This window comes from Bombilactobacillus mellifer (genome assembly GCF_000970795.1).
Taxonomy (GTDB): domain Bacteria; phylum Bacillota; class Bacilli; order Lactobacillales; family Lactobacillaceae; genus Bombilactobacillus; species Bombilactobacillus mellifer.
The window spans coordinates 1018522-1043241 of record NZ_KQ034028.1 but is presented as its reverse complement, the minus strand read 5'-3'; the positions used below and the strand labels follow the sequence as shown (position 1 = coordinate 1043241).

Annotated in this window: 26 protein-coding genes; 25 read left to right on the top strand and 1 reads right to left on the bottom strand. The window is 38.8% G+C overall.

From position 1 onward, the window contains the following. The first annotated feature begins 84 nt into the window (after window positions 1-84). The 11 genes from JG30_RS05035 (at window position 85) to JG30_RS04985 (ending at window position 11260) form a co-directional block, all read left to right on the top strand. A complete protein-coding gene (locus JG30_RS05035) occupies window positions 85-2730 on the top strand; it encodes a valine--tRNA ligase (RefSeq protein WP_046316690.1) in 2646 nt (881 codons plus the stop codon). Window positions 2731-2790: 60 nt separating this feature from the next. Beyond that, window positions 2791-4065 (top strand): bifunctional folylpolyglutamate synthase/dihydrofolate synthase, encoded by a 1275-nt coding sequence (locus tag JG30_RS05030; protein ID WP_046316688.1) that lies wholly within the window; start codon window positions 2791-2793, stop codon window positions 4063-4065. Between the two features lie 25 nt (window positions 4066-4090). Further along, window positions 4091-4738, top strand: a complete 648-nt coding sequence (radC, locus tag JG30_RS05025; protein ID WP_046316686.1) for a RadC family protein — start codon at window positions 4091-4093, stop codon at window positions 4736-4738. A 77-nt stretch (window positions 4739-4815) separates the two neighbouring features. Next, a complete protein-coding gene (locus tag JG30_RS05020; protein ID WP_046316683.1) occupies window positions 4816-5817 on the top strand; it encodes a rod shape-determining protein in 1002 nt (333 codons plus the stop codon). Window positions 5818-5859: 42 nt separating this feature from the next. Further along, the gene (mreC, locus tag JG30_RS05015) at window positions 5860-6720 is read left to right on the top strand and encodes a rod shape-determining protein MreC (RefSeq protein WP_046316681.1); all 861 of its coding nucleotides are present in this window, start codon (window positions 5860-5862) and stop codon (window positions 6718-6720) included. Then, window positions 6713-7258, top strand: coding sequence for a rod shape-determining protein MreD (gene mreD / locus JG30_RS05010; protein WP_046316679.1), 546 nt, complete (start codon window positions 6713-6715; stop codon window positions 7256-7258). Before mreC ends, mreD begins: the two co-directional genes overlap by 8 nt. Window positions 7259-7394: 136 nt before the next feature. Next, window positions 7395-8066, top strand: coding sequence for a septum site-determining protein MinC (locus JG30_RS05005; protein WP_046316677.1), 672 nt, complete (start codon window positions 7395-7397; stop codon window positions 8064-8066). A gap of 11 nt (window positions 8067-8077) precedes the next feature. Further along, window positions 8078-8905 (top strand): septum site-determining protein MinD, encoded by an 828-nt coding sequence (gene minD, locus JG30_RS05000; protein ID WP_046316675.1) that lies wholly within the window; start codon window positions 8078-8080, stop codon window positions 8903-8905. A 276-nt stretch (window positions 8906-9181) separates the two neighbouring features. Next, on the top strand, window positions 9182-9823 hold the full coding sequence (locus JG30_RS04995; RefSeq protein WP_046316673.1) for an amino acid ABC transporter permease: 642 nt from the start codon (window positions 9182-9184) through the stop codon (window positions 9821-9823). 19 nt (window positions 9824-9842) lie between these two features. Further along, window positions 9843-10463 (top strand): amino acid ABC transporter ATP-binding protein, encoded by a 621-nt coding sequence (locus JG30_RS04990; RefSeq protein ID WP_046317261.1) that lies wholly within the window; start codon window positions 9843-9845, stop codon window positions 10461-10463. A gap of 5 nt (window positions 10464-10468) precedes the next feature. Further along, window positions 10469-11260, top strand: a complete 792-nt coding sequence (locus tag JG30_RS04985; RefSeq protein WP_046316671.1) for an amino acid ABC transporter substrate-binding protein — start codon at window positions 10469-10471, stop codon at window positions 11258-11260. 33 nt (window positions 11261-11293) lie between these two features. Here JG30_RS04985 and JG30_RS08885 read toward each other — a convergent pair whose 3' ends face one another. Then, the gene (locus JG30_RS08885; protein WP_084616671.1) at window positions 11294-11404 is read right to left on the bottom strand and encodes a DUF4044 domain-containing protein; all 111 of its coding nucleotides are present in this window, start codon (window positions 11402-11404) and stop codon (window positions 11294-11296) included. A gap of 172 nt (window positions 11405-11576) precedes the next feature. On the opposite strand from JG30_RS08885, the gene mraZ reads away from it, so the two are divergent. The 14 genes from mraZ to JG30_RS04915 all read left to right on the top strand — a co-directional run bounded on the left by mraZ (window position 11577) and on the right by JG30_RS04915 (window position 24691). After that, window positions 11577-12017: a division/cell wall cluster transcriptional repressor MraZ gene (mraZ, locus tag JG30_RS04980; protein ID WP_046316669.1), complete on the top strand. Its 441-nt coding sequence runs from the start codon at window positions 11577-11579 to the stop codon at window positions 12015-12017. A 24-nt stretch (window positions 12018-12041) separates the two neighbouring features. Next, the gene (rsmH, locus tag JG30_RS04975) at window positions 12042-12983 is read left to right on the top strand and encodes a 16S rRNA (cytosine(1402)-N(4))-methyltransferase RsmH (RefSeq protein WP_046317259.1); all 942 of its coding nucleotides are present in this window, start codon (window positions 12042-12044) and stop codon (window positions 12981-12983) included. Window positions 12984-13002: 19 nt separating this feature from the next. Continuing rightward, window positions 13003-13380, top strand: coding sequence for a cell division protein FtsL (gene ftsL, locus JG30_RS04970; RefSeq protein ID WP_046316667.1), 378 nt, complete (start codon window positions 13003-13005; stop codon window positions 13378-13380). Further along, complete coding sequence (locus JG30_RS04965) at window positions 13377-15536, top strand: penicillin-binding protein (protein ID WP_046316665.1); 2160 nt, start codon at window positions 13377-13379, stop codon at window positions 15534-15536. The genes ftsL and JG30_RS04965 overlap by 4 nt, the downstream gene beginning before the upstream one ends. A gap of 17 nt (window positions 15537-15553) precedes the next feature. Next, window positions 15554-16519 carry a phospho-N-acetylmuramoyl-pentapeptide-transferase gene (gene mraY / locus JG30_RS04960; RefSeq protein ID WP_046316663.1) on the top strand — a complete coding sequence of 322 codons (966 nt, stop codon included), beginning with the start codon at window positions 15554-15556 and terminating at the stop codon, window positions 16517-16519. Between the two features lie 13 nt (window positions 16520-16532). Beyond that, entirely contained in the window at window positions 16533-17894 is a 1362-nt protein-coding gene (murD, locus tag JG30_RS04955; protein WP_046316661.1) for a UDP-N-acetylmuramoyl-L-alanine--D-glutamate ligase, read from the top strand. Window positions 17895-17897: 3 nt separating this feature from the next. After that, the gene (murG, locus tag JG30_RS04950) at window positions 17898-18998 is read left to right on the top strand and encodes an undecaprenyldiphospho-muramoylpentapeptide beta-N-acetylglucosaminyltransferase (RefSeq protein ID WP_046316659.1); all 1101 of its coding nucleotides are present in this window, start codon (window positions 17898-17900) and stop codon (window positions 18996-18998) included. 4 nt (window positions 18999-19002) lie between these two features. Then, window positions 19003-19797, top strand: coding sequence for a cell division protein FtsQ/DivIB (locus tag JG30_RS04945; RefSeq protein ID WP_046316657.1), 795 nt, complete (start codon window positions 19003-19005; stop codon window positions 19795-19797). Window positions 19798-19906: 109 nt separating this feature from the next. Next, window positions 19907-21226 (top strand): cell division protein FtsA, encoded by a 1320-nt coding sequence (gene ftsA / locus JG30_RS04940; protein WP_046316655.1) that lies wholly within the window; start codon window positions 19907-19909, stop codon window positions 21224-21226. A 34-nt stretch (window positions 21227-21260) separates the two neighbouring features. Next, a complete protein-coding gene (gene ftsZ / locus JG30_RS04935; RefSeq protein WP_046316653.1) occupies window positions 21261-22481 on the top strand; it encodes a cell division protein FtsZ in 1221 nt (406 codons plus the stop codon). 12 nt (window positions 22482-22493) lie between these two features. Beyond that, a complete protein-coding gene (locus tag JG30_RS04930) occupies window positions 22494-22895 on the top strand; it encodes a cell division protein SepF (protein ID WP_046316652.1) in 402 nt (133 codons plus the stop codon). Between the two features lie 17 nt (window positions 22896-22912). Further along, window positions 22913-23176, top strand: coding sequence for a YggT family protein (locus JG30_RS04925; RefSeq protein WP_232354602.1), 264 nt, complete (start codon window positions 22913-22915; stop codon window positions 23174-23176). Window position 23177: 1 nt separating this feature from the next. Then, window positions 23178-23936: a YlmH/Sll1252 family protein gene (locus JG30_RS04920; RefSeq protein WP_046316650.1), complete on the top strand. Its 759-nt coding sequence runs from the start codon at window positions 23178-23180 to the stop codon at window positions 23934-23936. A gap of 14 nt (window positions 23937-23950) precedes the next feature. Then, window positions 23951-24691 (top strand): DivIVA domain-containing protein, encoded by a 741-nt coding sequence (locus tag JG30_RS04915; RefSeq protein ID WP_046316648.1) that lies wholly within the window; start codon window positions 23951-23953, stop codon window positions 24689-24691. The last annotated feature ends 29 nt before the right edge of the window (window positions 24692-24720 follow it).

Here is a 24720-nt window from a genome sequence, read left to right as displayed (position 1 = left end):
AGTTAGGTGGTACCGCGTATGTCCCCATTCGTCCTAAGATGAAACTTAGGGCGTTTTTTATTTATCTAAAAGGAGTTTAATGCTATGGCTAAACAAATAGAAATGTCTCCCAAATATGATCATCATGAAGTAGAAGCCGGACGTTATCAAAAATGGGTGGAAGCAGGCTTATTTAAACCTAGTGGCGATCAGCAAGCCCACCCATATTGTATTGTTATTCCTCCTCCTAATGTCACTGGGAAACTGCACTTAGGACATGCTTGGGATACAACTATTCAAGATATTTTAATTCGCCAAAAACGAATGCAAGGATTTGATACCTTGTATTTACCAGGTATGGATCATGCAGGAATCGCCACGCAAGCGAAAGTAGAAGCTAAATTACGTGAACAAGGTCAAAGCCGTTATGATTTGGGCCGGGACAAGTTTGTGGCAGAAGTTTGGAAATGGAAAGATGAATATGCCAAAATAATTCACAAGCAATGGGCTAAATTAGGCTTGTCAGTTGATTATTCCCGTGAACGCTTTACCTTAGATGAAGGTTTATCGCAAGCCGTTCGGAAAGTGTTTGTAGATTTATATAATCAAGGCTTGATTTATCGTGGTGAATATATCATTAACTGGGATCCGGAATTACAAACAGCTTTATCCGATATGGAAGTGGAACATCAAGATGACCAAGGGGCATTTTATCATGTGAAATATCCACTAACCGATGGTTCTGGTTTTATTGAAATTGCAACTACACGTCCGGAAACTATGCCAGGCGATACGGCAGTGGCCGTCCACCCCAAAGACGAACGTTACCAAGACCTGATTGGTAAAGAAGTTTGGTTGCCGTTATTTGATCGTAAATTACCAATTATTGCAGATGCTTATGTCGATCCTGAATTTGGTACGGGTTTAGTAAAAATTACGCCTGCGCATGATCCTAATGACTTTAAAGTTGGTAACCGGCATCATTTACCTCGGATTAATGTCATGAATCCGGATGGAACGATGAATGAGAACGCGGGCGCCTATGCGGGCATGGAACGTTTTGCTGCTCGAAAAGCGATTGTGGCAGATTTAAAAGCGCAGGGTTATTTATTAAAAGAAGAACCGATTGTGCATAGCGTGGGACACTCGGAACGTTCAGGTGTACAAGTTGAACCTCGTTTATCTACGCAATGGTTTGTAAAAATGAAACCCTTAGCGGAGATGACTTTGAAAAATCAACAAACTGCGGGTAAAGTCAACTTTGTCCCAGAGCGTTTTGAGCATACTTTTGAACAGTGGCTTAATGATATTCATGACTGGGTGATCTCCCGACAATTATGGTGGGGTCACCGAATTCCAGCTTGGTATCATAAAAAGACTGGCGAAATGTATGTGGGGGTCAAAGCTCCCGAAGACCTAGAAAATTGGGAACAAGATCCGGATGTTTTGGATACTTGGTTTTCCAGTGCTTTGTGGCCGTTTTCAACTTTAGGTTGGCCCGATACGCAGGCTGCTGATTTCAAACGTTATTTTCCGACTAATGCTCTGGTTACGGGCTATGATATTATCTTCTTTTGGGTAGCACGAATGGTTTTCCAAAGTTTAGAATTTACAGATCAAAGACCATTCAAAGATGTCATTTTACATGGTCTGATTCGCGATGAACAAGGTCGTAAAATGAGTAAGTCATTGGGTAATGGTATTGATCCTATGGAGGTCATTGATCGCTATGGTGTAGATGCTTTACGCTGGTTTTTGATTACCGGTTCTACTCCTGGTCAAGATACTCGGTTCAGCTATGAAAAAGTCAGTGCGGCTTGGAATTTTATTAATAAAATTTGGAATGCCAGTCGTTTTGTTATTATGAACTTAGAAGATACCCCCGCTCCGGATCATTTGCCGGCTGCCTCAACTTTGGATTTAGCGGATCGTTGGATTTTGGAACGCTTAAATGCAACAATTAATCAGGTTTTGCATCTGTCCGAAAATTATGAATTAGGCGAAGTTGGTCGGGCTTTATATAACTTCACTTGGAATGAATTTTGTGATTGGTATATTGAATTAAGCAAGGCTACATTAAGTGGATCAGATGAACTTGCTAAAGATCATAAGCGCTATGTTTTAGCCTATGTTTTGGATCAAATTTTACGGTTATTACATCCTATAATGCCGTTTGTGACGGAAAAAATTTGGCTATCCATGCCACACATTGGCCAATCCATCATGGTAGCGGAATACCCACAGGTCCATGCGGAACTTGAGGATGCACAGGCGGCTCAACAAATGCCTATTTTAATTGCTGCGATTAAAGCTATTCGCCAGATCCGTTCGGAGGCCAATGCTCCATTAGCGACACCAGTAGACATTTTAATTGAAACTCAGTCTGCTACAGCCCAAGAAATTCTCAGTCAAAATCAAGAATATATTGAACGTTTAGGACATCCTAAACAATTGACAATTGCACAACAAGTGGCAGCTCCTAAATTAGCCTTAACAGCGGTTATTGATGGCGCACAACTCTATGTTCCTTTGGCAGAACTAGTGGATATAAAGGAAGAGATTAAACGTCAGCAAAAAGAATTAACTAAAGTGCAAAAAGATTTGGATTTTGTAAACCATAAATTGAATAATCCACAATTTGTGGCTAATGCGCCGGAAAAAGTTGTGGCAGAACAGCGGCATAAACTGCAAACTTATCAAGCTCGGCAAGCTAAAATTCAAGCTCGGATTACAGAATTACAAGAATCTTAATTGCCAGCACACTTCAATGAGAAGTGTGCTTTGCTGTGTAAAGGTTGAGAGGAGATTTTCATGATCAGCACTTATGAAGAAGCATTAACCTATATCCACAGTTTGCCACATTTGCATTCTGTCAATAACTTGCAGGCCGTACGTCAGGTTTTAACTAAGCTGGGTAATCCGCAAGATCAGATTAAAACCATTCATGTCACAGGAACCAATGGCAAAGGCAGCACTTGTAATTATTTGACCCACTTATTAGTCGCCGCGGGTTATCAGGTTGGGACTTTTATGTCACCTTATGTCCAAAAATTTAACGAACGCATTCAATTGAATGGTCATGATGTTAGTGATGAGCAGATATTAGCGTTAACACAAATAGTTCAGGCAGCAGTTAATCAAATTCAAATGCAAAATCCGGATTTTTATTTAGTAGAGTTTGAATTTGTCTGTGTGATGATGTGGCAGTTATTTGCACAACAGTCCGTGGACTATGGGATTATTGAAGTGGGAATTGGCGGTCAACATGATAAAACCAATGTCATCACTCCGGAATTATCTATTATTACTAATGTCGGCTTAGACCATGAACAATTAATTGGACCTAGTTTAAAAGATATTGCTCAGGAAAAAGCGGGGATTATTAAGTCGCAGCGACCTGTAATCGTGGGCGAATTGTTGCCGGAGACACAAACAGTTATTCAAGAGGTGGCTGCGGCGCAAGCTGCACCTGTGTATCAATTAGGGCGGGATTTTCAGTATCAACAGATCAAAATTGATAATTGGGACCACAGTCAGTTTCAATGGTCGGATGGATCGCAGCACTTTCCCGTAGCTATTGCCAGCTGTGCACAAGAACAAATGCGAGATGCAGCAATAGCTATCAAAGCTTTCACCATTTTACAACCGCACTTTTCGCCATTGCTGATTAAAAAGGCTCTTCAAAAAACTCAATTGAAAGCACGTATGCAAATAATTGCAACCGATCCTCCTATTATTTTAGATGGGGCACATAATTTGCCAGCAATTGAGGCTTTATTACACAATATTCTTAAGATCGCACCAAACCGCCGCATAGTTGTACTTTATGCGGCAATGGTAGATAAAGATCGCAATGCCATTTTGTCGGTTTTGCAACAAGCCGCAGCGCAAATAATTGTAACCAGTTTTGAAGAACCACGAGCTGCCCAACAATCTGATTATCAAAATTTATCAAGCACCTGTCGTTTTATAGACCCTTGGCCAGTAGCCTTTGGGCAGGCAGTAAATAGTTTAGATAGTGAGAGTTTATTGCTCATTTGTGGATCATTACACTTTGCCGGAGTAATTTTAGATCTTTTATCGTAATTTTAAAAAAACCGTGAGGTGACAAATGAAATTACGAGAATTGATTGCCCGTGAAGGTGCTCAACAATTAACAACCGAGCAATTATTTACAGTGATTATTGGTTCAGGAACAACAACAGCTTCGGCGGCGATGATTGCACATTTATTAGGCCAAATTTCCCATGATTTTGCACAAATCACCGAGTTAAACCCCAAGCAATTGCAACAAATAACGGGGATTGGTCCCGCCAATTTAGCCCGTATTTTAGCGGTAATTGAACTGAGTCAACGCTTATCGGCGACTCCAGCTCATTGGAAACAACCGACTGTAACCTTGCCTAATTTAGGAACCTATTTGGTTCGAGAATATGGTGATTTGCTGCAGGAACAATTGGTGGGTGTTTTTTTAGACGTTCATCAATGTGTTCTAGCAGAAAAATGTCTTTTTCGTGGTACTTATAATCATACGACCGTTGATTGTCGTGAAGTGATACGTTTAGCCTTGCAAATGCCTTGTGCGCAGATTATTATTGCGCATAATCACCCTAGCAATAATTTGATCCCTTCGAAAGCTGATCGAGAATTTACGCAAAATTTACAAACTTGTTGTCGTTTATTTCAACTAGAATTGCTTGATCACTTAATCTTAGGGCAGCGCTCTTTTGTCAGTTTAAAAGAAAAGGGATTGATGTAATTATGGTTGGAATTGGAATGTTGTATGATATAATTTAACAGAAAGTCAATTGCTTATTCATTGAAGGAGATAGCATCTTGTTTGGAATCAGATCGCGCAATGTTGGGATTGATTTAGGGACCGCCAACACAATTGTTTACCTAGAAAATAAAGGGATTGTTTTACGAGAGCCATCAGTCGTGGCAAAAAAGGTCGCTGACGGGGAAGTCGTGGCCGTAGGTCAAGAAGCACAAGCGATGATTGGAAGAACTCCCGGTAGTATTCGTGCCATTCGCCCGATGAAAGATGGGGTGATTGCCGATTACGATACTACTGCATCCATGATCAAATATTTTTTACAAAAATCCGTCGGCAATGGTCATCCTTCGGTTATGATTTGTGTACCCAGTGGAGTAACAGAAGTTGAAAAACGGGCAGTCATTGAAGCTGCCGAACACGCTGGAGCCCGAGAAGCTTATTTAATCGAAGAACCGTTTGCTGCTGCAATTGGGGCTGGATTACCAGTAATGGATCCGACAGGTAGTATGGTCGTAGATATCGGTGGTGGTACTACTGATGTGGCCACTATTTCTTTAGGAGGTATCGTTTCAAGTCGGTCTATTAGAATGGCGGGGGATAAGTTTGATGAATCGATCATTGCTTACATTCGCCAAAAATTCAATATGCTGATTGGTGAGCGCACCGCGGAACAACTCAAAATGGAAATTGGCTCGGCTTCTATCGCTGCGGCGGAGGAGATTAAAGGCATGAGTATTCGCGGTCGGGATTTAGTTAGCGGTTTGCCTAAAACCATTGAATTAACGGCAGTTGATATTGCGACCGCTATTCACGAAGATATTGAAGAAATTATGGTCGCCATTAAGGAAACTTTAGAAGAAACTTCACCGGAGATTTCAGCTGATGTCATTGATCATGGGATTGTTTTAACCGGTGGCGGGGCCTTACTGAAAAATTTACCTGAAGTAATTTCAGACTCTACACGTGTGCCAGTTTTTGTTGCTCAGGCTCCATTAGATTGCGTCGCAATTGGGACAGGGGAATCCCTCCAAAATTTAGACGTCATGCGCAATCATAAATAAAGGTGGGGTTACCCACTTTTTTAATTTTAATGGAGGCTGTCTATGCGCAAATTTTTCTCAAATAAAAAATTAATCATTATCATGATTGTGGTAATTCTAACTTTTGGGATGATTTCGGCTTCAGTCGCTTTGGGTGATCGAAAAGCAAAACCTAATTTTGTGCATCAAATGGTTAATGATAGTATCGGTATTATAGGGAATGTGGTCGCTATTCCGTTAAATGGCATCCATAATTTGGGTGCAGACGTCCATGACCTAGCCAATACTTATCAGGAAAATAAGCGTTTAAAATCACAACTTGCTGATTTGGCGCAAATTAAGGCTCAAGTGGCTACCTTAAAAAAAGAAAATAAATCCTTGAAACAACAAGTACGATTGAATAAAACATTAATTGATTATCATCAGATGTCGGCAGTGGTGATCTCCCGGTCTCCTAATAATTGGCAAAATTATATTATTGTTAATAAAGGTACTATGGCGGGCGTCCAGAAGAATATGCCGGTCATGTCGGGTTCTGGACTTATTGGGCGCGTCACAGAAGTAAACCGAACAAATTCTAAGGTTAGTTTGATTTCCACTGACAAGTCTTTGAGCAATAAATTTGCAGTAGAAGTTTTGGATAAGGCTAAATCGGATACTACTGGGATAATTGGACATTATAATCAGGAACAAAATTTATTAGTCATGACTAATGTGGCTTCGACCGAAGGGGTTCAAAAGGGGCAAAAAGTCATAACTTCCGGTTTAGGTGGTTTAACACCTCGGGGATTATTTGTCGGTAAAGTTTATGCTGTTAAAAAAGATGATTATGGGTTAGTCTCTTCAATATATGTCAAACCCGCAACAGATTTGAATAATTTCAACATCGTAACAATTATTAGTCGAGATGTGGAACATGGTTGATTTTAAGGGACGTCCTGCTAAATATGTAGCGCAATTTTTCTTTTTGTTATTAGGCTTCTTTTTAGATGGCTCGTTAAAAAGTTTGATTATGTGGTTTAATCTGCCATCTAATCAAGTTTCTTTACAAATGCTGTTATTCTTTTTGAGCATTTTAGTTTTATATGATCATGATGAAGACCCGCATTTATTTTATTATGCAGTTATCTTGGGTGTAGCCTATGATTCTTATTATTCGCATATTTTTGGACTGTACACGATTATTTTTCCTATCACAGTCATTTTAGTTCAACGGGTGCGAGCGTATGTTCCCCGGACAGCTATTTTTATGTGGAGCATTTATTTCATTTTATTGACTTTATCTTGTATTTATTTGTACCTCATCGGCTCTTTTTTGGATCTCACGATGGTCGATGGCACTAAATTTGTTGTTTATTGGTTGGCGCCAAGCTTACTGTGGAATTCAATTTGTTTTGCAATTTTTTATTACCCGATTAATAAATTGGCTCAGTGGCTCGTCCAAATTAATTCTGGAAGTTAAGAACAAGGCCCAACTTATTGGGCGCCATAATTTCAAAACACTTTAACTATTTCAGGATGAGTTTATGATATAATCAATGTAGTTTTGTTATGGATTAGCAAAAATCGCAATTGTGCCAATCCTGGGGAGGTTGCACGTGGATAATGTTGTATTAAAGGGGAAAAATAAACAATATTATTTAGAAATTAATTCAGATAGTGATTTAAAGCAATCGTTCAAAGACATCCAAAAATTGTTGGCTGATTTGCAAAAGTCTACTAAGGAAACTGCTCCTACAGATGAATTGCCAGTAATTATTGATACACAAAATCGTTTATTGACGAAAAAGCAAATGCTTGACTTAACTAACTTAGTGGCAAAATTTCATTTGTTTAGCAATATTAAAGTTATCAATAAAGTTTTGGATCGGGCGGCTGCGGAGAAATATGTTCAAGAAAATCAATTAAATATCGAAACCAAAATTGTGCGCTCTGGTCAAATTGTGACTTATCAAGGAAATTTGCTTTTAATGGGTGGTGTTCATCGAAGTGGGGAAGTTCGGGCTTCTGGTGATATCTACATCATGAGCCCAGTAGATGGAATTGTTCATGCTGGCTATCCTAACAATAATCAAGCTATTATTATCGGTGATTTAAGTCATGCCAGTCAACTACGAATTAGTGATTTAATTGCAATTGTTGCCGATTTAGAAGTGGATAAATTAACTGAGCAAACCTTATTTTATGTAAATGATTTACATAACTTAGCACAAGATCAAGTACAAAATTTGAATGATATTAAGCCTCAAAAGGGGATTGTCTTGGATTAAGGAGCGGTTTAATGGGAACATCGATTGTAGTGACTTCAGGTAAGGGTGGAGTCGGCAAAACCACTACAGCTGCCAATTTAGGTATTGCTTTGGTTAAAAATAAAAAGCGGGTTTGTGCGATTGATTTAGATGTTGGTTTACGTAATTTAGATACTATGCTAGGGTTAAGCAATCGGGTTATCTATGATTTGATTGATGTGATTGAAAACCGTGTAGATGTAAACCAAGCCTTAGTTGAACATCCCAATTTTAAGAATCAATTATATTTACTTGCGGCTTCGCAAAATGCAACCCAGAGTAATTTGAATATTGCACGAATGCAAAAAATTGTTGCCCAGTTGAAAGCCGAATTTGATTTTGTCATTTTGGACTGTCCAGCAGGCATTGAAACTGGATTTAAGGCGGCGATAAATGTCGCAGATAGTGCCATTGTTGTCACAACTCCCGAGGTGGCTGCCGTTGGTGATGCTGACCGAGTGGTCGGCATATTAGAACATTCTGCTTTGAATTATGGGATCCATTTGGTCATCAACCGCGTTCGGATGCAGATGGTGGAAAGCGGAACCTCCATGGATATTCAAAGTATTGTTAACCGCTTGTCAGTTCCTTTAATCGGTGTTATAGTTGATGACGACGAAGTTATTGCTACTTCTAACCAAGGGCAATCGATCGTCGCACTGGAATCTGATAATCGAGCGGCCGCTGGTTATCTTAATCTAGCCCGCCGTATTTTAGGTGAGCAAATACCGTTAAATGAAATTGATTTTGCCAGCAATTCGCTTCCTCAACGAAGTAGTAAACCTGGTTTCTGGCAACGATTGTTTCATCGTAACAATTAAAAAGTAAAAAAGAATTAAAATGGCAATGATCAAGACAGATATAGTTGGTTGATTCAGAGAGGCTGTGGGAGCTGCGAACAGCTATCGCTAATTATAGAACACACTTGTGAGTCAATGTTAATCCCATTCGGTACATCCGTTATTCTGTGCAGTTACACAACTGTTTGAGGTGTTTAATGTGAATTAGACATGAATTAGGGGTGGGACCACGTTTTTTGTAAATCGTCTCCTTGAGTATCATACTCAAGGAGTTTTTTTTATCTTTGAGGTGAAACTATGAAGTATATTATCCAAATATTACCGTCACTTTTGAATGGTACACGTATCACCATTTTATTGTTTGCGATCACGTTAGTTTTATCCATTCCTTTAGGAATTTTGTTTGCTTTAGGGTTGCGAAGCAAGTTTAAACCCTTAGCTATTTTATTAGATTTATATGTCTGGTTGATGCGGGGAACTCCGTTATTACTCCAATTAATCTTTGTATTTTACGGGTTACCGATTATTGGCATAGTTTTTGAGCGGTTTACCGCGGCTGTCGTGGCATTTGTCTTTAATTATGCGGCATATTTTGCGGAAATCTTTCGCGGTGGGTTACAGGCTGTCAGTCACGAACAGCGCGAAGCAGCTGCTTTACTTGGTTTATCACGTGGGCAAACCTTGAGATTTATTGTTTTGCCGCAAGTAATTAAAATTGTATTGCCCTCAATTAGTAATGAGGTCATTAATTTAATCAAAGATTCGTCGTTAGTATATGTCTTAGGTATTGGCGATCTGTTACGGGCTGGCAATGTGGCCACGGCTCGAGATGTAACTTTGGTGCCGTTACTGATGGTTGGTTTAATTTATTTAATTTTAATAGCCGGTTTAACCTATTTACAAAAAGTAATTGAACGGAGGTTTTCTTATTATGAATAATGTTGCTACAAGGACTCCGATTTTAGAATTAACCAATTTAAGTAAGACTTTCGCCAATAAAGTTATTTTTAAAAATATTAACTTGCAAGTTATGAAAAATGATATCTTGTCAATTGTGGGACCTAGTGGAGTTGGCAAAACTACGTTATTACGGACCATTTTAGGGTTAGAACCAGTCGATAGTGGTTCATTTAAATTTGCCGGTCAAGTTTTTGATCCTACAGATCATTCGCAAAATCAAATTGGAATAGTTTTTCAAGATTACCGCTTATTTCCCAATTTGAACGTATTGGAAAATATCACATTAGCCCCAATACAAGCTCAAAAACAAACTCCAGCTGCTGCCGTGCAACAAGCAGATCGGTTATTAGAATTTTTAAAGTTGACACCCCAGCGCAAGCTATATCCTTTTCAATTGTCTGGGGGGCAAAAACAGCGAGTAGCCATTGCCCGGGCGTTAATTTTAGAACCACAGATTTTGTGTTACGACGAACCCACCAGTGCGCTAGATTCCAGCAATAAATGGCAAGTAGCCAATCTGCTGCGGCAATTTCAAAAACAAGGAATGACGCAATTAGTAGTTACGCACGATGATCAATTTGCCCAAAAAATTTCGAGTGATATTTTTCAAATGGGGTAGAAGAAATGAAAAAATTAGGTTATTTGTTACTAGTTTGTTGTAGTCTATTACTAATGAGTGGCTGTGGGGCTCATCAACGTTTAGGCACTGGACAAAAGACTCTCATTGTGGGATTGGATGATTCTTTTGTTCCCATGGGTTTTCAAACTCCGGGTGGTCGCTTGAGTGGTTTTGACATCGATTTAGCTCAAGCAGCTGGCAAGGTGATGAAGCGGAAAATTGTTTTTCAGACGATTGATTGGTCAATGAAAGAAACGGAATTACGCAATGGGACAATTGATTTAATTTGGAATGGGTATACCAAAACTCCTGAGCGGCAGAAAAAAGTTGCTTTTTCGCAAATTTATTTACAGAACCGACAAGTGATGGTAGTTCCCCGTTCATTGAAAATCACTCGTTTAAAACAATTACAGAATAAAACAGTAGGTGTTCAGTCCGCTTCGACGGGATATTTTGATGTGATGCAGGAGCCGAAGGTACTCAAAGATTTTATTAAAGACCAGCGTCCGGTGCAATATGATAATATTCAACAGGGGATGTTAGATTTACAATCCGGCCGTATTCAAGGTTTTTTAATTGATGGGGTATTTGCCCGTTATTATTTGAAACAAGGACATCTCAATAATAAATACCGTGTAATCACCTCACCTTTTCCCCCGGATAAATTTGCCGTGGGGATTAACCGCCATAACCTAGCTTTGCAGCGCCAGGTGAGGGAAGCTTTGGATCAATTAAAAAAATCTGGTGAATTACAAAAAATTCAACAAAAATGGTTTGGAACGACAATGGCACAATAAAAAAAGCATCTTGTTTATTAACAAGATGCTTTTTTACATAAAGGACATCATAGCCCCGAACACTACGCCTGCAATGGTTACAATAATCATTAACCAAACAAAAATTTGCGTAATTCGAGTAAAGATACTTTTCTTTTTCTTCATTAAAATCACCTGAATAAAAATAATTCTGTTTGCATCGTAAATTATTTATTGGTAAATTGCAAATCATTTTTTAACTTTCTCAAAATCCCAAAATCACCAGTAACTAAAGGTGGTTATTTGTGGTTATAGGTGGTTGAATGTGGTAATATCAATTATAGATTGAGGTGGTTCCATGTTTATGGGGGAATTTCATCATAGCTTGGATGCCAAAGGCCGAATTATTATCCCAACAAAATTTCGTGAACAATTAGGGAATAGTTTGGTTTTAACACGAGGCATGGATGGCTGCTTATTTGGATATTCACTGACAGAATGGAATCTGTTAGAAGCAAAACTGCAAAAACTGCCTTTAACCAAACGCAATGCACGTTCTTTTGTGCGCTTTTTTTATTCTGCTGCGGCAGAATATGAATTTGACAAGCAGGGTCGAGTGAACTTAAGTAATGTCTTAGTCAATTATGCTCAATTGACTAAAGAATGCGTGATTGCTGGAGTCGGTGAGCGGATTGAAATTTGGGATGCCGGTAAATGGGAAGACCTCAATCAAGCAATTTCTACCAACTTCGATCAACTATCGGAGGATTTACAAGATTTATTAAATATTAATTTATAATTTTTAAGGAGCCTGAATTTGTTAATGTTGCAACATGAGACCGTCTTATTAAAGCCGACCATTGATGCACTACAAGTACACGATGGGGGAATTTATGTGGATGCGACTTTTGGACGCGGCGGCCACTGCCGTTATTTGTTGCAGCAGGCGCACCATTTACAAGTATTAGCATTTGATCGTGATCAAGCAGCCATTGCAAGTGGACAGGCCTTGGTACAACAAGTGCACCAGCAGACTGATAATTCATTAACTTTAATTGCTCGAAATTTTACGAATTTAAAAGCCGAACTATCCAAACGGCAGATCAAGCAAATTGATGGGATTTGTTATGACTTGGGAGTTTCATCACCACAATTTGATGATCCTCAACGGGGGTTTAGTTACCGTTTTAACGCCCGGTTAGATATGCGCATGGATCAGACGCAAACTAAAGATGCTTATCAAATCGTTAATCAATGGGATTATAAGCAATTAGCCGACATTTTATTTCGTTATGGAGATGAAAAGTATGCTAAGCGCATTGCCCGTTTAATTGTTCAGCAACGTGAGCAGCAACCTATTGTTACTACTTTTCAATTAGTTGATTTAATTAAAGAAGCAATTCCTGCTGCCGCTCGGCGGACAGGCAAAAATCCCGCCAAAAGAACATTTCAAGCCTTAAGGATTGCTGTTAATGATGAATTACAATCTTTACAGACTTCTTTAGAGCAAGCTATTCAATTGTTGCGTCCACACGGTTTGATCAGTGTCATTACTTTTCAATCGTTGGAGGATCGCATTGTTAAGCAAATTTTCCGAAAATATGCTCAACCAGATGTACCACGGGATTTGCCAGTGATTCCTCCTGAATTACAACCAACCTTAAAAATTATTACTAAAAAACCAATTACCGCAGATCCTACGGAATTAAAACACAATCATCGTGCACATAGCGCACATTTGCGTATTGCACAAAAGCTACACTAATAGTATTGGGGATTATTTTATGGCTCAAACAGCTGCTAGGAAAACAGAAAATGTAACACAACCAAAAGTCCAACCACAACAAGATAATAGCTTACAACGAGTCATTGCGGTTGAAAATCAAGCTGTGCCTTTTTCGAAAACTGAAAAAATACTGGTTGTAATGATTGGTGTTTTGACTTTTGTTTGTACTTTAGCTTTGATTGGCCTACGGACAGATAATGCGCAACAACAAAGACAAGTCCAAGATTTATCAGCCAAAATGGAAACGGTCCAAAATCAAAATAGTAATTTACGTCAAGAAATTAGCGAACTGAATAATTCTTCACGTTTACTGCGAATTGCCGAACAACATCATTTAAGCTTAAAAAATGAAAATGTAAGGAACATTTCTAAATGAAAATGACAGGCAACAGACGGCAGTACATAATTAAAAAGGCACGGCATGATCGAAAAATTGTGGGAATTTGGTTTTTGATCGTGGCTGCCTTATTTTTTATGGGAGGGCTTAGCCGATTTGCCTACATTGCTGTAAGTGGTCATGTGGGAAATGTTGATCTTAATCAGCGAACCACCGATAAATATCGACACCAAAAAATATTGTGGGCACAGCGCGGAACCATATATGCTCATGATGGTTCTAAAATTGCCTATAGTGATAAATCTTATCAAATTTACGCAGTTCTCAATAAAAATTATAAAGACAATCAGCATAAGCCTTTATATGTGGTTGATAAAACTCGCACCGCTCATATTTTAAGTCAGTATATTCCTTTGAGTGAAAGTGAGATTTATCGGATTTTGACACCTAAAAATAAAAACACTTTCCAAGTTGAATTCGGCAGTGCCGGACATAATTTAAGTTTAAATGTGAAAATGGCCATTGAGCAGCATCATCTGCCTGGCATCTATTTTTATTCGACAGCCGCCCGTTCTTATCCTAATGAAGTTTTTGCCTCTAATACCATTGGTTTGGCTCAACCAGTTACAAAACACCAGCAAACTGATTTACAAGGAACCATGGGTTTGGAACAATATTTTAATAAAGAATTGCAAGGGAAAAATGGCTATGAGATTCGAAATACCGATCCGGAGGGATATACCTTACCACAAACTCGTCCAGCTATTAAGACTCCAATTCAAGGCAAAAATATTTATACTACACTCGATCAGAATTATCAGCAATATTTAGAAACTTTAATTAAAACTGTTTATCGCAAATACCGTCCGCGCCAAATTCAAGCGATTGTGACTAATCCCAAAACTGGAGATATTTTAGCAATCACTCAGCGGCCATCTTTTAACCCAGTGACAAAAGTCGGCCTCAACAAAGCCTGGCTCAATCAGGCGACTCAAATCACTTATGAACCGGGGTCAGTCTTTAAAGTTTTGACTTTGGCGACCGCCATTAATTCGCATCGTTATAATCCGAATCAATACTACCATTCCGGATCAGTCACTGTCGGCGGCCGAGTTATTAATGATTGGAATCATACCGGTTGGGGTGATATTCCCTTGAGTGAAGCTTTTCCCCGCTCTAGTAATGTCGGCATGGTATTTTTAGAACAACAAATAGGAGCTGATCGTTGGTTAAAATATCTCAAAACCTTTCATATTGGACAAAAAACGGGCGTTACCTTACCTGAAGAAGTCAGAGGGAAAATTAATTTTCAACGCACTTCTGATCAAGCTGTCACTGCCTTTGGTCAAAGTGTGGCGGTTACAGCCTTGCAAATGGTTCAAGCTCTAAGTGCAGTAGGGAATAAGGGTCAGATGATGCGGCCACGAATTGTTTCTCAAATTGTGGATCCGAATACCGGCCAAGTCAAAAAACTGCCCCCGCACGTGGCAGGGCAGCCCATTACTGCCAAAACAGCTAAAGCGGTTTTAGCAGCTATGCGTGATGTGGTACAAAAAGATTATGGGACCGGTCAGGCTTATAAAATAGATAATCAAGATATCGCTGTTAAAACCGGTACCGCCCAAATTCCCGGTCAAAATGGTAATTATTTAACCGGGAGCAATGATTATATCTATTCTGTAGCTGGGTTAGCTCCAGCGTCCAATCCTAAATATTTAGTTTATATTACAATGGAGCAGCCACAATCGCTAACCGAAGCACCGGAAAAAATATTATCAGAAGTTTTTAATCCAATGATGCAACGCCTATTAGGAACAGGTACAATAGAAAATGTATCTGCACAAACGGAAGCAATTGCGGTTGCTGATATGACAGGTAAATCACGCCAACAATCCATCAATCAATTAGAAAAAAGAAAGTTAAAAGTCGGAGTTGTCGGTACTGGTAATACGATTGTGCAACAATTGCCAGTTGCCAAATCAAAAATTCTCACGGATCAACGTGTGATTTTATTGACCAATGGTTTGATGACCATGCCGGATGTCAAGGATTGGTCCAAAAATGATTTATTGAAATTATCTTATATAACTGGCAAAAAGATTGTTATGGAAGGGCACGGCTATGCTGTTCAACAAAGCGTTGCTCCCGGAGCGATTTTAAATAAAGTCGATCAAATCATTGTGCAACTAAAATAAATAAGAGAGAGGAAACCATGGAACTGTTAAAGTTACTGATTCCATTTTTAAGTAGTGGAATTATTGTGATCATACTAATGCCTTTGTTTATAAAAATGATGCGCATTCATCAAGAAGGACAACAAATTCGGACAGAAGGTCCGAAATGGCAAGATTATAAAGCGGGGACTCCCACAATGGGCGGGGTCATTTTTCTACTAGCTTTGGTTTTAACCAATATTTGGGTAAGTTCGTATTTCCAGAGTTACACCATCTCGCTAATTTTAATTAATTTAGTAATGATTCTTTTTGGGTTAATTGGTTTTATGGATGATTTTATTAAATTACGCAAACATCGTAATTTAGGACTCAAGGCTGGTCAAAAAGCCAGTTTACAAGTCTTATTTGCACTGTTCTACATTGGAATTGCGTATTTTTACCAATTACCTCATGATTTGGCGTTAGGCGATTGGATTATTCATTCGCGAATTATTTTTTTGGTTTTTGCTTTAATTTGGATTGTAGGTTTTTCCAACGCCGTAAATTTAACCGATGGTTTAGATGGATTAGTTGGCGGGTTAGCAGCTATTGCTTATAGTGCTTACGGTTATATTGCATATCAACAACAAAATTGGGACATTTTAATTGCTTGTTTGTCGGTTGTGGGAGCCTTGGTAGCTTTTTTGGCTTTTAATCACAAGCCGGCCAAAATTTTTATGGGCGATGTGGGTTCTTTGGCTTTAGGAGCTGGTTTAGCCGTGTTAGCTATTACTTTAAATGTTCCTTGGTCACTACTTTGGATTGGCATTGTGTTTGTTATTGAAACAGCCAGTGTGATGCTTCAGGTGGCTGTTTTTAGGCGGACGCATAAACGGATTTTCAAAATGACACCCATTCATCACCATTTTGAGTTATCTGGCTGGTCCGAATGGCAAATAGTTCTGGTTTTCTGGATGGTTGGTTTAATTGCTGCAATCAGTTATCTAGTAATTTTTATAGGATAGGAAGTTTAAGTTCATGAAAGAAATTGACGATTTTCGTCAAAAAAAAGTGTTAGTTCTTGGCTTAGGTAAAAGTGGTTATAGTGCAGCATTATTGTTGCAGCATTTAGGAGCCCAAGTGACTTTGAATGATGCGCAAGATTTAACACACAATAAACGCGCACAACAATTAGTGGATGCGGGTATAGAAATTGTCAGTGGTCATCATGATGTGGCTCTTTTTCAAAAACATTTTGCATTAATGGTTAAAAATCCTGGAATTGGGTATGATAATCCCATGGTTCAACAGGCGCTGCATTTAAAACTGCCAATTATTACGGAACCGGAGTTAGCTTATCGTGTATCTGAGGCTCCTTTTATTTGTGTCACTGGTTCTAATGGTAAAACGACCACGACTACTTTAATTCAATTGATTTTAGACCATCATCGCCAGCACGGGCATGCTTATAAAGCAGGGAATATTGGTATTCCGGTAAGTGAAGTGGTGCAACAGGCCACAGCTCAAGATGACATTGTGGTGGAGACCTCTAGCTTTCAATTGTTGGGGGTTCAACAGCTGAAACCTAAAATTGCGGTATTGACTAATATATATGAGGCACATCTAGATTATCATAAAACCCGTGCTAATTACGTTAAAGCCAAAATGAATATTACCAAAAACCAAACAGCAACTGATTATTTTGTGGTTAATTTTGATCAGGCGGAATGGCGGCAATTGAGTCAACAAAGCCAAGCCCAAATTATTCCTTTCTCACGGACTAACTATACAAAACAAGGAGCCTACCAGCAAGACGGCACCTTATATTATCGTGGTGAAGCGATCATCTCCGTAGCGGAAGTAGCTTTACCTGGCCCCCATAATATTGAAAATTGTTTAGCCGCAATTGCAGTGGCCAAAATTATGAAAAAAAGTAACGCCGATATCCGCGCAGTTCTCTCGACATTTACGGGTGTCAAACATCGAATTCAGTATTTAACGACAAAACAAGGGGTTAAAATTTATAACGATTCAAAGGCAACCAATATCGAAGCCACTAAAGTTGCCTTAAATTCGTTTACAGAACCGACAGTTTTGATCGCTGGTGGTTTAGATCGGGGCTTTCAATTTGATGAATTAGTGGCATCTATGCAAAATGTGAAGGCCATTGTGTTATATGGGCAAACAAAGCACTTAATGGCAGCGGCGGCGCAAAAAGCGCATATTCAAACCATTAAAATAGTGGATAACTTGGATCAAGCTGTTGTCAGTGCTTGGCCTCTGTGTCAGCCGGGAGATGTATTATTACTGTCACCTGCGGCTGCTAGTTGGGATCAGTTTCAAACTTTTGAACAACGGGGTGACCGTTTTATTCAAGATATTAAAGATTTGGGTGATTAGGATATGAGAGTAATTGTTTCTGGTGGTGGAACGGGAGGACATATCTATCCCGCTTTAGCACTGATTAAACGTTTACAAGCTCGTCATTTATTGGAATCCATTTTATATGTAGGTACCAAAACAGGCCTGGAACAAAAAATTATTACTCAAGCGCAAATTCCCTTTGAAGTGATTGACATTCAAGGTTTTAAACGTAAGTTAACTTGGGAAAATGTGACAACTGTCAAATTGTTTTTACAGAGTATTTCCCGGGCCCGCAAAATTATTCAAAAATTTCAACCTGATATTGTTGTAGGTACGGGGGGCTATGTTTCTAGTGCGGTGGTCTATGCGGCGCATCGGCAAAAAATTCCGACAATTATTCATGAGCAAAACTCCATTGCCGGATTAACTAATAAATTTTTAGGTCATTTTGTGGATAAAATTGCTTATGCTTTTCCAGAGGCAGCAACGCAATTTAGTGAAAAAAAGAAATTAGTTTTTACTGGAAACCCCAGAGCTCAAGAAGTAGCTCATTTAAAGCCGAATAAGCGGCTGCAAGAAATAGGCTTGCGAAGCGATTTAGCAACGGTATTAATTTTCGGTGGTAGCCGGGGAGCAGCTCCTATTAATCGCGCAGTCATTCAATTAATTCCACAAGTGGCACGTTTGTCTTATCAAGTTTTATTCGTAACTGGCAAAGTGCATTATGAAAAAGTGCAAAAACAGTTATCATCAACTCTGCCTGCCAATGTCCGAATATTGCCCTATATTGATGATATGCCGGCGATATTACCTGATGTAGCGTTGGTAGTAGGTCGTAGTGGAGCGACCTCGATTGCTGAATTAACAGCTTTAGGTATTCCTGCTATTTTTATTCCGAGTCCTTATGTGACTCATGATCATCAAACTAAAAACGCCCAGGCATTGGTGGAACAACATGCAGCTGTCATGATTCCCGAAAGTGAATTAACTGCGACTCGATTATTACAACAGATTAATCAATTAATGATCCAGCCGCAGTTATTAGCAAAAATGCAACAAAGATCGCAAAAAATTGGCGTAGTTGATGCCAGTGATCGTATGATTAAGGTTATGTTAGAGCTAATTGCAAAAGCGAAGTGATCTTATGGGTAAAAAACGACGCTCTCCAGATGATAATTTGTTGTATTTAAAACACAATACTTATAAAGCTTCGCATTCGAAGCGGTCAAAATCACGCTGGACATTGTTAAAGGCATTAAGTCAGATATCTTTAAAAAGTTATTTTATAATTTTTTTAGCTTTATTAGTGATTTTTTGGGGTTACTGGTTTTCACCTTTAGGTCGAGTCGCGAAAATTTCGGTTTCAGGAGTTAATTATTTAGGCGAACAACAGATTATTGACGCCACGAAAATTAATAGTAATTCTTCAGTTCTACTAACTTTGTTGCAACAGCGGCAATTAAAACGGCAAATTAAAACTCAAGTACCCTTAGTTAAGCAGGTAAGTTTTCGATTTTCCAATTTTAATCAATTAAAAATTAGTGTTACCGAATACCAAACAGTGGGCTTTGTGGTTAAAAATGATGGGTACTTTCGGGTGTTAGAAAACAATCAAATAATTAAACCGAAGTTGCAACAGCCGATCGGAAGTTTTCCAGTATATCAAACTTTTGGGCCGCATACGTCATTAAAACAAATTATTCACTTATATTTAAGTTTAGCTCCTAAATTACGCAATGATATTTCAGAAATTCATGGATCACCGCGAAAATCACTTTATCCTTATCGTTTAAAATTGTATATGAATGACGGTAACTGTGTGATTGGAGACATTCGCACCTTAAAAACCAAGTTGCGTTATTATCCCGCGATTGCTAGTCGAATGTCGGAAAAAGGAGTGGTAAACTTAGAGTTAGGTGCATATTCACGTCCCAAATAATTATTAATATATATTGCTTCATTATTTTACCTTTATTATTTATAATAAAAATATTTTATATGAACATTCCATTGCTAGATTAAACAAAGTTTGCAGGGGGATCGACTTGATGAATGATTCAAAAATTATAGTAAGTTTAGACATTGGCACAACTTCTATGAAAGTGGTTGTTGCCAATGCCGCGCCAGATCAATTAAGCATTATTGGCGTAGGCAGTGTTCACGCCCAGGGAATGGATCGGGGGGTTATTGTGGACATTGACAAAGCGGCTCAAGCCATCCAAGCAGCGGTGCATAAGGCGGCTTCTCAATCCAATACCGAAATCCATGATGTGGTAGTGGGCCTGCCGGCTAATGGCTTGCAGATTTTTTCTTGTCAAGGCATGATTGCTTTAAATGATCATTCTAAAGAAATTGACGATAATGATGTTCATCAAGTCATGGCAGCTTCACTCACACAAACTTTACCTGCGGAACAAGAATACATTGCTTTAATCCCTAATAGCTTTACAGTTGATGGCTTTAAAAATATTAAAGATCCCCGAAAAATGTTGGGCACGCGGTTAGAATTTAATGGTATTTTGTATTCGCTGCCCAAGTCGATTATTCATAATTGCCTGATGGCTGTTCGGCGAGCAGGTTTAAATGTGACTAATGAAATTATTGCTCCCAGTGCGATTGGCCAAGTAGCTCTGGACAAAGGTGAACGCAACTTTGGGTCGATTCTGATTGATTTAGGTGGGGGGCAAACGACTGCAGCGGTAATTCATGATAATAAATTGAAATTTGCCACAGTAGACCCTGAAGGTGGTAATTTAGTCACGCATGACATTTCAGTGGTTTTAAACACTACGCTCGATAGTGCAGCTAAATTACAACGCTATTATGGTCAGGCTAATTCTGCGAGTGCTTCTGATTCAGAAGAGTTTCCAGTTAAAGTCGTGGGTCAAGAAGAATTACAAAATATTTCGGCAAAATATTTAGCAGAAATTATTGAAGCCCGGTTGCAGCAGATTTTCGAGCGTTTACGGAAACCGTTAACCATGGTCAAAGCCCTTAATTTGCCGGGCGGAGTAGTATTGAGTGGTGGTTTAGCGGAAATTACAGGCATCGAAACTTTAGCGCAAAATATTTTGGGAGTAAAAGTAAAAACTTTTGTGCCAGATCAAATGGGATTAAGACATCCGGCTTTCGCTGAGGGGCTGGGTTTGGTATCATATTCACAGAGCTTAACAGAAATTGATGTAATCGCTCATGATGTCATTATGCAGCGGGGTCCTAAAATACAACCGCGAAAACAACGACCAGCTATGACTTCTTCTCCCGAAGTCAATTCAGCCCAGACTAAGGCTCGGTCGCTGGAGCCAAAAACAGAAAAAACATCAACTGGTGAAAGATTTAAAAATTTTTGGAAAAAGTTTTTTGATTAAAATGCAATCTGTAGAAGCAGGAGGGTTTTGTTAGATGGATAACGCAGTAGATTCCCGAGGCGAAACAACAGCAAAAATTCGCGTTATTGGTGTTGGCGGTGCTGGGGGCAATGCGGTTAACCGCATGGTTGAAGAAAATATTAAAGGGGTTGAATTTATTGCTGCTAATACAGATATGCAAGCATTAAATATGTCCCAGGCCAATACCCGCTTACAGTTAGGTCCTAAGTTAACCCGTGGCTTAGGTGCCGGTTCCGATCCAGAAGTTGGTCAAAAAGCCGCTGAAGAAAGTGAAGATGTCATCGCTGATTTGCTTAAGGACTCAGATATGATCTTTATTACTGCCGGTATGGGTGGTGGCACGGGTACTGGTGCAGCACCTATTATTGCACGTGTTGCTAAAGAATCGGGCGCCTTAACTGTGGGGGTAGTTACTCGACCTTTTATGTTTGAAGGACCCAAGCGGGCACAGTTTGCGGATAAAGGAATTGAAGAATTAAAGCAAAATGTTGATACTTTGGTCATTATTGCTAATAATCGATTATTGGAAATTGTCGACAAAAAAACCCCAATGAACGAGGCCTTACATGTCGCAGATGATGTATTACGCCAAGGCGTACAGGGAATTTCTGATTTAATTACTTCTCCGGGTTTTGTGAATTTGGATTTTGCTGATGTCAAAACAGTCATGTCCAATCAAGGTTCGGCATTAATGGGTATCGGGACTGCTAATGGTGAAAATCGGATTGTGGATGCGACTAAAAAAGCTATATCATCGCCCTTACTCGAAGTATCAATTGATGGCGCCAAACAAGTACTATTAAATATTACGGGTGGTCCTGATTTATCACTGTTTGAAGCCCAAGAGGCTGCGAATATAGTTTCTGATGCTGCTACTGAAGATGTTAATATTATTTTTGGAACTTCAATTGATGAAAATTTGAATGACGAGGTTAAAGTCACTGTCATTGCGACGGGAATTGATGATCAGAATCACAATGAACACCAACCTCTGGTAAATCGTAAAACCACCCCAACGGAAAATCGGCCGACCTCTACAACTAACACTAATTCGTTGCGAAACGAAAATAGTAACCCTTGGGGAGTAGGTACTTCAGCACAACGAGATAGAAGTAATAGCCAAGAAGGACCGGTTAATGATTTTGATATTTTTAACCCGTCAAACGTATTAAATGATGATGACGATGATGAGGATTCTATGCCCCCATTTTTGAAACACCATCCTCGTAATTAGGAGGTACAAGAAATGGCTTTTGAAAAATTAGCTAATTGGTTTGGTATGTCTAGTGACCCGACTTCTGATGAAAATGCCGCCATTCCAGAAGAACCAACTATTACTACTGCGACTGATCGTAAAAATAATGTCTTATCGATGAATCCCGAGGCTAGTCGTCATGGCATTATTCGAGTCCTGGAACCACGGGGGTACGCAGATGCCAAAGACATTGCCAAGGATTTGCTTAATGATCGGGCAGTGCTCATTAATTTAAAAAAAGTTAACGAAAATCAGATGTGTCGCATTACCGATTTTTTAACTGGGACGGTTTATGCAATTAATGGAGATCTAGTACGGGTGGATCAAAATATTTTTCTTTACACACCAGCTAATTTTGAAATTGATAGTACAACATCTAGTTTTTCAGAATGAGATGAGGAAAGAAGTTATTGACTAATTTAGTGACTGGCTTACCCATTGTCTTAATTGACATAATGGAAATTTATAAATGGGTAATTATTATTGCCGCCTTATTAACTTGGTTACCAGGAGCATATCAATCCAAAATCGGACAGTTTTTTGCGCGTCTAACGGAACCTGTTTTAGGATTTTTTGACCGCATTATTCCTCCGATTTTTGGCATTAGTTTATCTCCGATTTGGGCTTTTTTAGTTATTGATATAATCGAGCATCTAATTACCAAATTAATTTAAAATGAACTATGATAATCAAAGATTAGTACCAGCTTTACAGTCCTTATTACGTAATGCTTTGCAGTATGACAGTTTGCAACTCAGTCCTTTTGTGGATTTACAACAACGGTTGTTGCTGGAACAAGCACTTGTCCAATTTCCCGATTGGCAGTGCTATCATTATGGAGGCTATCCGCATGCGCAATGGCAACGCATTTTAATAGCACCCGTTTATATTCCCATTAATTTGTCAGATTTTGAAATTCAGCTTATGGGAATTCAATTTAATTCAAAATTTAACCATCTACATCATAATCAAATTCTTGGCAAATTAACAAATTTAGGTATAAAGCGCAGTACTTTTGGTGATATTATTACTAATGGGGAAGCTTGGCAGTTTTTTACGGATCTAAATTTTGCATCCTTATTTATTCAAGAGGTGCAGCAAATTGATACAACTCCAGTACAATTAGTTGCTTTGCCGACCGCTCAGCGCTTGAATATTGTTGATAATAGTAGTCAAGAAGTGTTAATAACTCCTGCTTTTCGTCTCGATGCTATTATTGCCCGAGCTTTTCACAAATCACGCCAGCAAGCGAAAAAGTTAATTCAAAGCGGTCAAGTTCAGATTAATAGTTTACTCACGCGACAAGTGGATACTCAAATCCAAATAGGAGACACTATTAGTTGTCATCATTGGGGTAAAGTAATCATTTTAGATTTTATTGGGCAAACGTTAACACAAAAATACAAAGTTTATATTAAAATTTATCGGCTTTGATGGAGGTATTTTTTATGGTATTAACGCCAAAAGACATCCAAGATAAAAATTTTCGCTCGCAAATTCGAGGTTATGATCGTAATCAAGTAGATGGTTTTTTGGATCAAATTATTCAAGATTATAGCCAGCAGTTTGATTATATCCATGATTTGGAGCAGCAATTAAAAACTTCACAAAAAGATTTAAGTGATGCTCAACAGCAAATATCTTACTTTAACGAATTACAAAATACTGTTAACGAATCAATTATTGTGGCACAAAATGCTGCGGACCAAGTCAAGGGACAAGCCAATATTCAGGCACAAACTTTACTTAAACAGACACGGGCGCGAGTGGAAAAAATGGTGGATCAAGCTATTGCTCATTCACAAGATCTGATTCATGATGCCAAAGTCAAAGCTCAGCAGTTAGTAGAACAAACGCAAAGAATTCAACGGCAATTGCAGCAGGATTATACTAATTTGCAGAGTGTCGCGCAAGCACAACAGAGTTTATTGCAGTCAACTCCATGGCAACAGTTAGTCGATAAAGAAAATTCTGTCGACGTTTCGACAATTGAAGCTCAAGCTAAAGAATATTTGAACAATTTGTCACAATTAGCTTACAGTATTAAAAATAATGCGACTGATAGTCAGAGTCAAAAGCAATCTTTAACCAATAGTGATTCGGAAAAACAAACTCCAGCACAAAATGAGTATAAAGATATTGACAATTCCCCTAAAATTGTTGATAATCAGAACCATAATCCAAATTAAAAGATTCTAGTAATTTTTCATCTTTCTAG